Origin of the sequence: Actinoallomurus sp. NBC_01490 (genome assembly GCF_036227085.1) — a bacterium.
GTDB lineage: Bacteria > Actinomycetota > Actinomycetes > Streptosporangiales > Streptosporangiaceae > Actinoallomurus > Actinoallomurus oryzae.
Window position 1 is genome coordinate 10,696,189 of sequence record NZ_CP109433.1, and the last position, 12,333, is coordinate 10,708,521.

15 protein-coding genes and 1 pseudogene are annotated in these 12,333 nt (G+C 68.3%); 7 read left to right on the plus strand and 9 right to left on the minus strand.

The genetic code is table 11. The features are described from left to right. Window positions 1-207 precede the first annotated feature (207 nt). Entirely contained in the window at window positions 208-1,254 is a 1,047-nt protein-coding gene (locus tag OG417_RS49275) for a threonine aldolase family protein (protein ID WP_329245240.1), read from the plus strand. Window positions 1,255-1,275: 21 nt separating this feature from the next. On the opposite strand, the gene OG417_RS49280 is transcribed toward OG417_RS49275, so the two are convergent. Both OG417_RS49280 and OG417_RS49285 read right to left on the minus strand, forming a co-directional pair. After that, complete coding sequence (locus OG417_RS49280; RefSeq protein WP_329245243.1) at window positions 1,276-1,920, minus strand: hemerythrin domain-containing protein; 645 nt, start codon at window positions 1,918-1,920, stop codon at window positions 1,276-1,278. Further along, on the minus strand, window positions 1,917-3,530 hold the full coding sequence (locus tag OG417_RS49285; RefSeq protein ID WP_329245246.1) for an MFS transporter: 1,614 nt from the start codon (window positions 3,528-3,530) through the stop codon (window positions 1,917-1,919). The genes OG417_RS49280 and OG417_RS49285 overlap by 4 nt, the downstream gene beginning before the upstream one ends. A 151-nt stretch (window positions 3,531-3,681) precedes the next feature. Here OG417_RS49285 and sigJ point away from each other — a divergent pair, with 151 nt between their 5' ends. Next, a complete protein-coding gene (sigJ, locus tag OG417_RS49290) occupies window positions 3,682-4,608 on the plus strand; it encodes an RNA polymerase sigma factor SigJ (protein ID WP_329245248.1) in 927 nt (308 codons plus the stop codon). A gap of 16 nt (window positions 4,609-4,624) precedes the next feature. Here sigJ and OG417_RS49295 read toward each other — a convergent pair whose 3' ends face one another. The 4 genes from OG417_RS49295 to OG417_RS49310 all read right to left on the minus strand — a co-directional run bounded on the left by OG417_RS49295 (window position 4,625) and on the right by OG417_RS49310 (window position 6,371). Then, window positions 4,625-5,038, minus strand: coding sequence for a hypothetical protein (locus OG417_RS49295; protein ID WP_329245251.1), 414 nt, complete (start codon window positions 5,036-5,038; stop codon window positions 4,625-4,627). Window positions 5,039-5,193: 155 nt separating this feature from the next. Continuing rightward, the gene (locus OG417_RS49300) at window positions 5,194-5,373 is read right to left on the minus strand and encodes a DUF4236 domain-containing protein (RefSeq protein ID WP_329245254.1); all 180 of its coding nucleotides are present in this window, start codon (window positions 5,371-5,373) and stop codon (window positions 5,194-5,196) included. A 117-nt stretch (window positions 5,374-5,490) separates the two neighbouring features. After that, entirely contained in the window at window positions 5,491-5,943 is a 453-nt protein-coding gene (locus tag OG417_RS49305) for a hypothetical protein (protein ID WP_329245257.1), read from the minus strand. A gap of 11 nt (window positions 5,944-5,954) precedes the next feature. Beyond that, window positions 5,955-6,371, minus strand: a complete 417-nt coding sequence (locus tag OG417_RS49310; RefSeq protein WP_329245260.1) for an Imm7 family immunity protein — start codon at window positions 6,369-6,371, stop codon at window positions 5,955-5,957. Between OG417_RS49310 and OG417_RS49315 the strand changes: the two genes are divergently transcribed. From OG417_RS49315 to OG417_RS49335, 5 genes are all read left to right on the plus strand, one after another. Continuing rightward, a complete protein-coding gene (locus OG417_RS49315) occupies window positions 6,357-6,947 on the plus strand; it encodes an SMI1/KNR4 family protein (RefSeq protein WP_329245263.1) in 591 nt (196 codons plus the stop codon). The two genes, OG417_RS49310 and OG417_RS49315, sit on opposite strands and share 15 nt — an antisense overlap. 209 nt (window positions 6,948-7,156) lie before the next feature. Then, window positions 7,157-7,573 (plus strand): hypothetical protein, encoded by a 417-nt coding sequence (locus OG417_RS49320; RefSeq protein WP_329245265.1) that lies wholly within the window; start codon window positions 7,157-7,159, stop codon window positions 7,571-7,573. Then, entirely contained in the window at window positions 7,570-8,010 is a 441-nt protein-coding gene (locus OG417_RS49325; RefSeq protein WP_329245267.1) for a hypothetical protein, read from the plus strand. Before OG417_RS49320 ends, OG417_RS49325 begins: the two co-directional genes overlap by 4 nt. Window positions 8,011-8,115: 105 nt before the next feature. Further along, a complete protein-coding gene (locus OG417_RS49330; RefSeq protein WP_329245270.1) occupies window positions 8,116-8,583 on the plus strand; it encodes a hypothetical protein in 468 nt (155 codons plus the stop codon). A 21-nt stretch (window positions 8,584-8,604) separates the two neighbouring features. Continuing rightward, window positions 8,605-10,392 carry a glycoside hydrolase family 15 protein gene (locus tag OG417_RS49335; protein WP_329245273.1) on the plus strand — a complete coding sequence of 596 codons (1,788 nt, stop codon included), beginning with the start codon at window positions 8,605-8,607 and terminating at the stop codon, window positions 10,390-10,392. A 46-nt stretch (window positions 10,393-10,438) separates the two neighbouring features. On the opposite strand, the pseudogene OG417_RS49340 reads toward OG417_RS49335, so the two are convergent. The 3 genes and pseudogenes from OG417_RS49340 to msrA all read right to left on the minus strand — a co-directional run. Then, a pseudogene (locus OG417_RS49340) lies at window positions 10,439-10,549 on the minus strand (peptide-methionine (S)-S-oxide reductase MsrA); the annotation flags it as partial. A 25-nt stretch (window positions 10,550-10,574) separates the two neighbouring features. Next, window positions 10,575-11,543: a Fic family protein gene (locus OG417_RS49345; RefSeq protein ID WP_329245275.1), complete on the minus strand. Its 969-nt coding sequence runs from the start codon at window positions 11,541-11,543 to the stop codon at window positions 10,575-10,577. Between the two features lie 110 nt (window positions 11,544-11,653). After that, a complete protein-coding gene (msrA, locus tag OG417_RS49350; RefSeq protein ID WP_329245278.1) occupies window positions 11,654-12,313 on the minus strand; it encodes a peptide-methionine (S)-S-oxide reductase MsrA in 660 nt (219 codons plus the stop codon). Window positions 12,314-12,333 lie beyond the last annotated feature (20 nt).

Consider the following 12,333-nt stretch of genomic DNA (forward strand, 5'->3'; position numbering starts at 1 on the left):
AGACGCCGTGAGACGGAAACATCATCGGCGCATCCGGCACACTATCCCCCCACAAGCCACTTATGCCGCTTAAGTAACAAACCCTTACAGTCCAGTCATATTGCGCGCGATTCGCAGCAGTTCCACCACCAGCCTCTTTGCCCACGGTGACCGCCGGGCTCCCGCCCTGAGGACGGAAGATGGCGAGATGGGATACTTGGCGGCGCCATGATCTCTTTGCATGATCCCTCTGCTCGGGGTTTCCACAGCGACAACTGCGCCGGCGTCCATCCGGAGGTCCTCGCCGCGATCGGCACGGCCAACGGCGGTCACCAGCCCTCGTACGGCGGCGATGTCTACACCGCACGGCTGCGCGAGATGTTCAAGGAGCACTTCGGCGATCAGGCCGAGGCGTACCCGGTCTTCAACGGCACGGGCGCCAACGTGATCGGCCTGCGTGCGCTGACCGAACCCTGGTCGGCGGTGATCTGCGCCGAGACCGCCCACATCCACCTCGACGAGGGCGGCGCGCCGGAGAAGACGGCCGGCCTGAAGCTGCTGCCGGTGCCGACCCCGGACGGCAAGCTGACCCCCGCCCTGATCGACCGGCAGGCGTACGGATGGGGTGACGAGCACCGCGCCCAGCCACGCGTCGTATCCCTCACCCAGAGCACCGAGCTCGGAACGCTCTACACGGCCGAGGAGATCGGCGCGATCTGCGCGCACGCCCATAGGCTCGGCATGCTCGTGCACGTCGACGGCACCCGGCTCGCGAACGCCGCCGCAGCCCTCGACCTGCCCTTCCGCGCCTTCACCACCGACGCGGGCGTGGACCTGCTGTCGTTCGGCGGCACCAAGAACGGCCTGCTGTACGGCGAGGCCGTGGTGGTGCTCTCCCCCGAGGCCGCCCCGGGAATGCCCTATCTGCGCAAGGCCGCGATGCAGCTCTCCTCGAAGATGCGGTTCGTGTCCGCCCAGTTCATCGCGCTGCTGGAGGACGACCTGTGGCTCCGCAGCGCCCGGCACGCCAACGCGATGGCCGCCCGCCTGCATGAGGCCGTACGCGACCTGCCGGGCGTCACGGTCGTGCGCGTCCCGCAGGCGAACGCGGTGTTCGCCCGTCTCGACCCGCGGGTCGCCGAGCGGCTGCGCGAGCGGTTCCGCTTCGAGACGTGGGACCGGGCCACCGGCGAGGTCCGCTGGGTGTGCTCCTTCGACACGACCGAGGACGACGTCGACGCGTTCGCCGCCGCCCTCGGCGGAGAACTCCGCTGAGGACGACGGCCGGACCGCGCGTCAGGCGGCCTTTTTCAGACTGCCCGTCCCCGTGGGGTTCCACAGTCGCCGGCGTCGGTACCGCGGTGTCCACGCGAGCCGGTTGATCGCCCGTACGGGTGCGGGCAGGTGAGCCAGGAACCGGCGGCGGTCGGCGCGTGACATCCCGTCGATGATCCACGGCACGTACGCGGCGGCGCCCTTCACCCCCTGACGGCGGGCCATCGCGCTCCCGAACTCCTTCCAGTCGGCGGGCGTCATCACCTCCTGGATCAGCGGCAGCGCCTCGTCCTCCTCGTGTTCGAGGTGCCGGTCGAGCACGGTCGTGAGCGTCTCGACGCGCTCGGCCAGGTCGGCGGCGTTCGCCTCCAGTGCCCCGCCGAGCTCCTCCAGCAGCGGATCGAGCCGGGCGTGCTCGGCCTCCATCTCGGCCAGCAGCGCCGGCGCGCCGGGCCGGTCCCCGGCCAGTTCGGCGAGGCGGGGCCACAGCCACTCGTCCTCGACGGCGTGGTGGACGTGGAGCTGGGCGGTGAAGTTGTCCCAGCCCTCCCGTACCTCCTGTGTGACGGCGCGCCCGTCGGCGACCGCGGCCTCCAGGCGCACGAGGTCACGGCGGAACGCGTCGTGCGTGACGTACATCATGGTGAAGTCGATCTGGTCGGTCACGGAATCTCCTGAAGTTCGCCGTCGGTGAGGGGAAGGCCGTGCGGGTTGGGCGACGGCTCGCGGACGCGCCGGAGGGCCAGGCAGGCGAGCACGCCGGCGAAGAGCACGCCCGCGGCGACGAGCATCGTGGGCCGCATCGCGTCGACGAAGCCGTGCCCGAACACCTGCCCGGCGACCGTCTCGATGCGATGGGCCAGGTCCGCGGGCGCGCCGGCGGGCGGCTTCATACCGCTCTGACCGCCCGCCTCCAGGTGCCGGCCCGCGTGGTCGAAGCCCTGGAGGAACGGGCCGCGGGCGGACGGCGGGAGCTCGGCGGCGCGCTGGTGCGCCTGTTCCCGCAGCGCGGTGGCGAGGCGGCCCTGGAGCACGGCACCGACGACGGCCCCAGCGAGCACCGACCCGACCTGCCGCAGCGCGTTGTTGACGCCGGAGGCCGCGCCGGACAGCTCGGCCGGCACGTTGCGCATGACCTCCGAGGCCATCGGCGTGAACGTGCAGCCGGCGCCCAGACCGGTGAGGAACAGCGGCGCCAGGACGCTCACGCTGCTCCCGCCGGCGTCCGCGACCACGGCCACCCACACCAGCCCGCCCGCGAACGCCGTCATGCCGCTCATCAGCAGGTACTTGGCGCCGAGACGCTCGGAGAGCACCCCGGCCGGCCCGGCGCTGACGACCGACCCGGCGGCCAGGACGAGCATCACGAGCCCCGCCCGCTGCGCGCTGAACCCCAGCACCGACTGCAGATAGATGGTCAGGGGCAGGGACAGCCCGACGATGCCGAACGACACCGTGATGCCGACGACGTTGACGACCGAGAAGCCGCGGTCGCGGAACAGGGAGAAGGGGACCAGCGGCTCGTCGTCCTGCCGCCCGCGCTCGTAGCCCACGAACGCGGCCAGGAGCACGACCGACGCGGCGATCGTCGCCCAGATCCCGGTGTTCCAGTCGTACTTCTCCCCCTCGATCAGGCCGAACGCCAGACAGAACAGTGACGCGGAGGCGAGCAGCACGCCGGGCAGGTCGAAGCGGTGCCGGACCGTACGCCGCGCTCCCGGCAGGACCAGCAGGCCGGCGGCGATCACGACCACCCCGACCGGCACGTTGACGAAGAAGATCCAGCGCCAGTCGAGCCGGCTGACCAGCAGCCCGCCGAGGCTCGGCCCGGCCACCCCGGACAGGCCCGCGGTGGCGCCCCAGATGCCGAGCGCCGCACCTCGCTTCCCGGCCGGGAACACCTCGATGATCACCGACAGCGTCTGCGGAATGAGCATCGCCGCGCCGGCGCCCTGCACCGCGCGGAAGGCGATCAGCTCGCCCGGCCCCTGGGAGAGGCCGCAGGCCAGGCTCGCCAGGGTGAAGACGGCGACACCGGACAGGTAGAGGGTCCGCTTGCCCCGCAGATCACCCAGGCGCCCGGCGGTGATCAGCAACACCGCCAGCGCCAGCGCGTACGCGTTTCCGACCCAGAGGATCTGATCCAACGAGGCGCCCAGCCGGTCGACCATGTCCGGGATCGCGATGTTGACGATCGTCAGGTCCAGCAGCGTCATGAAGAACCCGAGCGCCAGCACCGCCAGGATCGCCCACGGATTCCCCCGCCATTTGTTCATCGGTTCCTCTTTCTCGAGACTCCGCAGCACAAGAGAGTCCGAGGGCCGGAGAGTGTGACGTCTCTCGACGTGACACGCATCACGTGGCCGGGGATGTCACATTTGGGGGGTGGAACGCCTCTCAGGGGGTGAGTGCACAGGAGGCGCGCGCATGAACCCTTCAAGCGGGGCGAATCGACCCGGGACGACTCCGGCGGAGCCGGGGGACGCGGCGACCGGGATGTTCGTGGACCACCGCGAGCTGCTGTTCTCCGTCGTCTACAACATGCTCGGTACCGTCGCCGACACCGAGGACGTGCTGCAGGAGACGTGGCTCGCGTGGTCGCGCGCCTGGCCCTCCCCGTCGATCAGCAGCCCGCGGGCGTACCTCGTGCGCATCGCGGTGAACCAGGCGCTGGCCCGGCAGGCGACCATCAGCCGCCGCCGGGAGAGCTATGTCGGCCCCTGGCTGCCGGAGCCGCTGGTCACCGACACCGCGGAGGACGCCGCGGAACAGACCGTACGGGGCGAGTCGGTCTCCCTGGCGATGCTCGTCGTACTGGAGACCCTGACGCCGCTGGAGCGGGCGGTCTTCGTGCTGCACGAGGTCTTCGGGTACGCCCACACAGAGATCGCCGAGATCCTGGACCGCTCACCGTCGGCCGTACGGCAGCTGGCCCACCGCGCCCGCTCGCACGTCCAGGCGCGCCGCCCGCGCTACCAGACCGACCCGCAGGTGCAGCGGCAGGTGACCGAACGCTTCGTGGCCGCGGCGTTCGGCGGCGACATCGGTGCCCTCATGGAGCTCCTGGCGCCGGACGTGACGATGTGGACCGACGGCGGCGGAAAGGTGGGCGGCCTCCGCCCGATCCAGGGCCGGGAGAAGGTCGCCCGCCTCATCGCGAACGTGACGTCGCGTCTGCCCGAAGACCTGGCCGTCCGCTACCGGGCCGTGAACGGCGACCCGTCCGCGGTGGTCTTCAACGAACACTCCCCGTTCGCGGTGATGGTCCTCGACCTGGCCCCGGGCGATGACCGGGTCCGCGGCATCTACGGCGTAACGAACCCGGACAAGCTGGCGCACATCGACGAGGACTGAGACGCGACGGGGAGGGTCAGACGCCGGGGGGCGGCGCGGAGGCGGCGATCGCCCGCGCGCGTCCGACCATGTCGTTCGCCCAGGCACCGGTCTGCTGGGCCGCCGGGAACTGCACCGTGTGGTACAGCCCCCCGGGGCCCGTGACGGTGATCGTGACGAACCCGGTGTAGCGCTTCTCCTTCATGAGCAGGAACAGCAACCCGAGCAGGCAGAAGATGAAGAAGAGGATGGCCAGCACGATCGCGACCGCCGGAATGCCCTCGGTGACCTGCGTCGAGTCCTGCACCGTCCACGTGGTTCCGTGAAGGGGATACCGCCCCTGAGGCACGATGACATGAGTCGGGGTGACCGAAATGTCACCGATCGACAGCAGCACTGGTTCATTGTCCGGCGGCGGCATCATGCCCGGCGGCGGAGGAGGGTAACCCATAGGGCATACAGTACGGCCTACAGCACTCCGGTCCTGCGTCTTTCCGCGGCCATTTCAGGGCAAGCTCGTCGCCGGAGGGGCCGTCGGCCGTCTTATGGCCGCCGAGGCGGTGCCCGTCAGCCCAATGACACCGCCCCGGCGGAGAACCGATGCGGTCAGGAACGCGCCTTGTCCTGCTTCCAGGACAGAGGGCCGGGCAGGTCGTATCGCTGCCGGCGCGACCTGGAGTTCCACGACCAGCGCCCGAACTTGATGGTCCACGACGAGAGACCGTTCTCGGTGAAATTAAAGATCAGTGGGCCGAATTTCTTACGCTTGCGGAACATCAGACCCATTGCCGTGCTCCCTCCAAATGTCAGACGCCCCGGCCGATGCCCCCTATACGGAGCACTAAACATGCCCCATACCGGGACCCCGAAAAAGGCGGCGTCGCCTGACCGGACCGGCCATGGTCACCATCCCGGAGGGAGCACGTCCGGTCGCCTGGTCCACCACCAGCGGGTCTCCTCCCCTTCCGCGAGGGGACGCCAGTACTGGGCGAGCTCGGCGCCGCCGTCATCGTGGGTGACGGCCTGGTACCGCCGGTCGAGCTCGTCGAGGCAGACGCGCACCTTCGCCCGCAGGCCCGGCGGCATGGCGTCCAGCACCTCCTCGATGCCGTCACGGACGGTCAGGTCATTGAGGTACTCATAGACCATGTAATGGTCCAGGCCCTGCCAGTCATCCTCCATATGCCCGGCCAGGATGCTCCAAAAGCGCAGGCGATCGAGCACGCCATAGGTAGGTTTCGTGGCCTGGAATTTCCGGCGGGCGTTCTCCACCTGCAAGCGCTGAAGGTCAAGGAAGGCGATGACCCGGCGATCCTCGGGTGTGAGCCGGCGCACCAGCCGATCGATCTCGTCCATGTCGGGTCCTGCTAGCTCGCCGTTCCGTCCGGATGCTCGGCGTCCTCCACGGTGGGCATCAGCGGAGAGAGCAGGGAGTCCGCGTGCTCGGTCAGCGTACCCCGGACCAGACGGAAGACTCTGAACACGTTCGCGTGCTCCGCGTCCTCGTCGTCCCAGACGTGGAGCAGCCCGAACGCCCCGGGAGCGATCTCACCGACCCGCCGGAAAAGGTCGATGATCCGCGTTCCCCATTCGCCCCGGTGGTTGGGCACACCCGCGACATGCAGAAAGGGAAAGCCGTTCATCCACCGCAGATCGAGCAGCCCGTACTCTCCCAGATCAGCGAGAAGTCGACGGATATCCTCCACCTGCGAACGCAGCCGCGCATCATCGTCGTCGAGGCCGGCCGTCTCCCGGATGTGCACCCACCCGTGATACTCGAACATCAGCCAAGGCTAGGGGACCTGGCTAGTGTTTCCCGGGTGACGGAGGCATCTGAGGATCTGGCCTTGCCGATCGCCCTGGCCGAGGTGGCGCAGGTCGGTTTCGAGTGGGAGTGGGACGAGGAGACCGACGAGGCCCGCGGCTGTGATTTCGAGCCGTACCAGCGGTTCGAGGCACCCGAGAAGACCGCGTGGTGGTTTCGCCTGTGGACCGGTAACGAAGAGGCCGACGGCAGCGAGTTCCGCTTTTTCGGCGCCACGGGGGCGGGCGACTACGCCGGATTCTGGCTGGTACGGCCCGGCGCGCCGATCACCGAGCAGCCGGTCATCTACCTCGGCTCCGAGGGCGAGCGCGGCGTGATAGCACGCGATCTGGGCGAGCTGCTCTGGCTGTTCGCGGCCGGTTTCGGCCCGCTGGAGGCGTTCACCGACCCGGATGGCAAGGCGGAACCGAACGAGGCCTTCCAGGCGATCGCCGAACGGCACGCGCCGGGAAGACGCCGTTCCGCCACGGAAATCGTGGCGGCGCGAACGGAGTTCCCGAACTTCTCTGAATTCATCGACGCGATGTGCCGCTGACAAAGGCGCGGGACGCCATGCCTGTCGCTTCTCGTGGCGAGGGGCGGCGCGCGGGAACCTACGCGAGTTGGCGTATCGCCGACGCCGTCATCTTCGCCCCCTGATGTAGTTCGAATCGCTACCGGCAGCCGACGACCGGACCCGGCGGTGGGGGCAATGTGGTTGAGGACTGGACGCGAAAGGAATGCACGAAAAGAAGGCAGGTACCGATGGACGCCGTTACACCGGTCGAGCAGCCGCGCGTGAGGCTGCTGCGGATCGTGCTCTATCTCGACGCGGCGGTCTTCTTCGGTGCCGCGCTGTTCAACTTCGGTCTCAAGGTCCCGCTGGGCTTCACCACGTTGCGCTTCACCGACGCGATCTGGCAGGCGGGAACGGGCGAGGCCGTCATCGCCGCGGTGCTGCTCGCAGCAGGGCTGACCGGAGGCCGCCGCTCTTCCTGGACGGCGTTGGTGATGTCGGCGCTGGGCATGGCCTTCGGGCTGTCGTCCGACCGAGTGCAGGGAGCCGCCCGCGACCTCCATGTCCTCATGATCGCGCTCGCCGTCCTCGTACTGGCGCTGCTGCTGGTCACCGGCCGGCGGTCCGTGGCGGACCGCGCCGCGTCCGCCGAGGAGGCGGGATGACCATCGACGGGCCGGACCGCCGGCGACGACAGCCGCCTGTGGCCGCGGGAGTGTTGATGGCGCTCGCGGCAGCGGCATTCGTCGTCGCCTCCGTCATCCATTTCGGAGCCGACATCCCGATCGGCTTCACCACCGTCAGCGATTCCTTCTCGGGCGCCGCCACTCCGGAGGCCGTCATCGCGGCCGTGGTGGCGATCGGAGCGACGGCCGTCCTCACCCGGCGGACGAGAAGCAGAGGAGTCGCGCTGGGGACGACGTCGTTCGCACTCCTGGGCACTGCCTACGGGCTGACCGTCACGCTGAACAGCACCCGTACCGGCGACGTCGCCTACCACCTCGGCATTCTGACCACACTGCTCATCATCCTCGGCCTGCTGCTCGCGCCCGGCAGGCCGGACGCCCGGGCGACCCGGGATGACGTTCGTTCATCGTCGTAACGGCCCTCTTCGAATCCCGCTTGGGTGATCCCGTCCGCGACCAACCGTCCACATTGACATGGATTCCCGGGAGCGGTCCCAGCCCGGCTTCTTAGGCTGACGGGCGTGAGAAACAAGATCTCGCCGATCCTCACGATCCTCTCCATCGCGCTGACGACCGTCTCGGCGTGCGGCACCGGACATCGACCCACACGATCGCCGGCCACCACGGCATCACCGTCGTCGAGCTCGGCTCAGTCGCTGGCGGACTTCTGCGGTGACCTGAACGCCTTCAGCACGGCGGCCGGCCCCACGTTCGACCTTGAGGCGTTCGGGATTCTGAACAAGCACCAGAAACCGTCACGTAAGGCGTTGAGCAGCTCCGTCACCCTCATCCTGCTGATAGGGCCACGGCTGATGACGAAGCTGCCGAGCGGAATACATGATGATCTGCGACTCGTCCTCGGCGCCGCATCCGAGGCAGCGAAGAAGCTGGCGACCGACACACCACCCGACAAGGCGGTAGCCGCCCTGACCACCGCCAAGGCGTCGGCGGCACGAAAAAAGATCACCGACTACAGAGGACCCTGCTGACACGTGGGGACACGCCCTGCGATGACGTGGTCACGTGCGGGTAGCGTGGTCAATGTGCGGATCGAGGACTATGCCCTCATCGGGGACACGCGGTCGGCCGCCCTGGTCGGTCGCGACGGGTCGATCGACTGGCTCTGTCTTCCCCGGTTCGACTCCCCCTCGTGCTTCGCCAAGCTCCTCGGCGACGAGTCGAACGGGTTCTGGCGGTTGGCCCCCGCCGGGCACGAGATGGCCGCGCGACGCGCGTACGCCGGCGACACGTTGATCCTCGAGACCGTATGGGAGACCTCCACCGGGGTCGTCAAGGTCATCGACTTCATGCCTCCCCGGCACGCCAACCCCCACCTGGTCCGGATCGTGGAGGGCGTGTCCGGGACGGTGGACATGACCGCAGAGATCAGCATCCGGTTCGACTACGGCAGGATCGTCCCTTGGGCCCGGCGCATCGGCGGCCGCCTCCACGCCATCGGCGGGCCCGACTCGGTCTGGATCGACGCCCCGCCCCACCTGGAAGACAGCGGTGACCGGCACACCGGCACCTTCACGATCGCCGCGGGGCAACGCCAGGCGTTCGTGTTCACGTGGCACCCCTCGCACCACCCGGAACCCGACCACATCGATCCCAGCGAGCAACTCACCGAGACCAGGCTGTTCTGGGAGGAATGGGTCTTCCGCTGCTGGCTCCCGAGCCGCTGCCGCGCCGCCGTGGTCCGCTCCCTCATCACCCTCAAGGCGCTCACCTACAGCCCGACCGGCGGCATCGTGGCGGCTCCCACCACATCGCTCCCCGAGCATCTCGGCGGGGTCCGCAACTGGGACTACAGATACTGCTGGCTGCGCGACGCCGCGATGACACTCGACGCCCTGACCGAATCCGGATACATCACCGAGGCGAGCGCCTGGCGTGACTGGCTGCTCCGCGCCATCGCGGGCCGCCCGGAGGATCTCCAGATCATGTACGGCGTGGCAGGCGAGAGGCGCCTGCCGGAGCAGACGCTCGACTGGCTTCCCGGCTACGAGGGCTCCAGGCCGGTGCGGATCGGCAACGACGCGGCCGGCCAGCTTCAGCTCGACGTCTACGGCGAGGTGCTCAACTGCTTCTACCGGGCCCACAAGCTGGGGATGCCACCCGACGACTACGCCTGGTCCACTATCTGCAGACTGATCGACTTCATCGAGCGCTGCTGGGACCAGCCCGACGAGGGCCTGTGGGAGATCCGCGGCCCGCGGCGGCACTTCGTCCATTCGAAGGTCATGGCCTGGGTGGCGGCCGACCGGGCCGTACGAATGGCCCGAAAGCTCGGCCACACCGATCCCGTCGAGCGCTGGCGGGCCATGCGGGACCGCATCCACGCCGAAGTCTGCGACAAGGGATTCGACCTCGAGCGCGGCACGTTCACCCAGTCGTACGGCTCTCGCGAACTCGACGCGGCCCTGCTCCTCATTCCGATCGTCGGCTTCCTGCCACCGGAAGACCCCCGGGTCATCGGCACGATCGACGCGATCAAACGCGAGCTGACGACCGACGGCCTCGTGCTGCGCTATCCGACCTCCGAGAGCAACGACATCGACGGGCTACCGGGAGCCGAAGGCGTCTTCCTCGCCTGCAGCTTCTGGCTTGCCGAGGCGCTCGCCCTCATCGGGCGCAAGCACGAGGCCATGGAGCTGTTCCAGCGTCTGCTGACCCTCACCAACGACGTGGGCCTGCTCGCCGAGGAGTACGACCCCGTCCACGCGCGCCAGCTGGGCAACTTCCCTCAGGCGTTCACCCACATCAATCTGATCCATACGGCCCAGGTGCTCAGCTAGTTTCACCGGGCTGATCGACAACTGGCGAATGCCCTAATCAGCTGCCCTAATCAGCGCGGGCGACGCCCACCGGACATGACACTCCCGTGCCGTCGACGCCGCAGTAGCCGTTCGGGTTCTTGGCGTCCGACAGGTACTGCTGGTGGTAGTCCTCGGCGAGATCGCCGACCATCCTGAGCCGGTCAACTCCGTCGTTTGTAGCGGTTGGTCCGGTACTGGTCCACCCAGTTCTTGTTGCTCCGCCAGATACCGTCATCTCCCTTGACCGCACGCAACCGACCACGGATGGCAGCCACTCGCAAGGCGTTCTCGCTGAGATCCGGTGCCGAGAGCGCGGCAAGAGGGACGAGGCGCGCAGGACCGGCCACCGCCGGGATGACGAACCTATGCAGGTTCGCAGTGACGCTCCGAGCGATCAGCTCGCCGAGAGGGCCGTGATCATCGCAGTCGGATCGTCGCATGGCCTTGAGGTACTTCTCGCGATCTCGCTTGTAGATGATCGCGGGCGGATACCCCAGACGGCCGAGGAGCAGGTTAAGCAGCAGGCGGCCGGTTCTGCCGTTCCCGTCCAGGAACGGATGGACGCGCTCGAAGGCGTTGTGTACACGCGCCAGCGCTTCAGGGAACGGTTCTTCGGTCGGCTCCCGTAGAGCGTTCACGTCATCGGTCCATTGACGCATGAGGGGATCGACCTCATTCCAGGGAGGCGGCTTCATCCCCCCGGGAAACTGGGCGATCTCGTGCCGGCGGAAGCAACCGGGCCCCTCGGCGTCCGTGGCGTGGGGGTGCGGGTCCACAGTCCATACGGGCGTCATCGCCATGTGATGGACCGAGCGGACCTCATGAAGTGTCAAGAGCTCGCCGTTGTTCCACTCCCCTGGTTCAAGTGCCTGTCCGTAGACCCAGCGCGCCGCATCCCCGTATCCGCGTACCTCCATGTAGTCGCGGAGGGGCTTGGAACCCACGGCCTTGCCCTCGTCCAGAAGGCACTCCACCTCTCGCAGAACAAGAGTGTTCCCCTCGATGGCGGTGCTGTTGTGTGCCTCCTGGTGCCAGATATCGGACCAGATGTCCTCTGCCTCAGTGGGCGTCGGCAGCCCACCGAGTCGCTCACGCAGTTCGACGACGGCTTCTTCCAGCCGCTGATACACCGTGACACGCGATGGACGCCCCCGCGGCATCGGCAACCCCAATTTTGTTCGGCTTCGGCGAAACTAAATGTACCGAACACTTTGGGACCACGACGGCCCGATCGACAGGCTCAGCCGTCCAGCTTTACAACCCCGACCGGGCAGGACACCCCGGTGCCATCGACGCCGCAGTAGCCGTTGGGGTTTTTATCGCTTGAAAGATACTGCTGGTGGTAGTCCTCGGCGAAGTAGAACTCCCCGGCCGGCTGGATGTCCGTGGTGATGTCGCCGTAGCCCGCCGCCGTCAGGACCTTCTGGTACGCCTCCTTGGACGCGAGGGCCGCCTCGCGCTGGGCGTCCGAGTGGGTCAGGATCAGCGAGCGGTACTGAGAGCCGACGTCATTGCCCTGCCGCAGGCCCTGGGTCGGGTCGTGGCCCTCCCAGAACACCTTCAGCAGCTGCTCGTACGTCACCGCCGACGGGTCGAACACCACGCGCACCACCTCGGCGTGGCCCGTCAGGCCCGAGCAGACCTCCTCGTACGTCGGGTTCGGGGTGTAGCCGCCCGCGTAGCCGACCGAGGTCGACACGACGCCCGGCACCTGCCAGAACTTGCGCTCCACGCCCCAGAAGCAGCCCGCTCCGAACTCGGCGATCTCCATGCCCGGGGGGTACGGCGGGGCGAGAGGGGCGTCGAGGACGGTGTGGCGCGGCGCGACCGGCATGACCTGGTCGCGGCCCGGCAACGCCTGCTCCGGCGTCACCATCGAGGTCTTTCCGAATCCGAACACCCTCCCAAGGCTATCCGGCC

What these genes read in the sequence shown, in the direction of transcription:
- OG417_RS49275 (WP_329245240.1), top strand. Translation starts at nt 208, where the DNA reads ATGATCTCTTTGCATGATCCCTCTGCTCGGGGTTTCCACAGCGACAAC.
- OG417_RS49285 (WP_329245246.1), bottom strand. Translation starts at nt 3,530, where the DNA reads ATGAACAAATGGCGGGGGAATCCGTGGGCGATCCTGGCGGTGCTGGCG.
- sigJ (WP_329245248.1), top strand. Translation starts at nt 3,682, where the DNA reads ATGAACCCTTCAAGCGGGGCGAATCGACCCGGGACGACTCCGGCGGAG.
- OG417_RS49295 (WP_329245251.1), bottom strand. Translation starts at nt 5,038, where the DNA reads ATGGGTTACCCTCCTCCGCCGCCGGGCATGATGCCGCCGCCGGACAAT.
- OG417_RS49300 (WP_329245254.1), bottom strand. Translation starts at nt 5,373, where the DNA reads ATGGGTCTGATGTTCCGCAAGCGTAAGAAATTCGGCCCACTGATCTTT.
- OG417_RS49305 (WP_329245257.1), bottom strand. Translation starts at nt 5,943, where the DNA reads ATGGACGAGATCGATCGGCTGGTGCGCCGGCTCACACCCGAGGATCGC.
- OG417_RS49310 (WP_329245260.1), bottom strand. Translation starts at nt 6,371, where the DNA reads ATGTTCGAGTATCACGGGTGGGTGCACATCCGGGAGACGGCCGGCCTC.
- OG417_RS49320 (WP_329245265.1), top strand. Translation starts at nt 7,157, where the DNA reads ATGGACGCCGTTACACCGGTCGAGCAGCCGCGCGTGAGGCTGCTGCGG.
- OG417_RS49325 (WP_329245267.1), top strand. Translation starts at nt 7,570, where the DNA reads ATGACCATCGACGGGCCGGACCGCCGGCGACGACAGCCGCCTGTGGCC.
- OG417_RS49335 (WP_329245273.1), top strand. Translation starts at nt 8,605, where the DNA reads ATGACGTGGTCACGTGCGGGTAGCGTGGTCAATGTGCGGATCGAGGAC.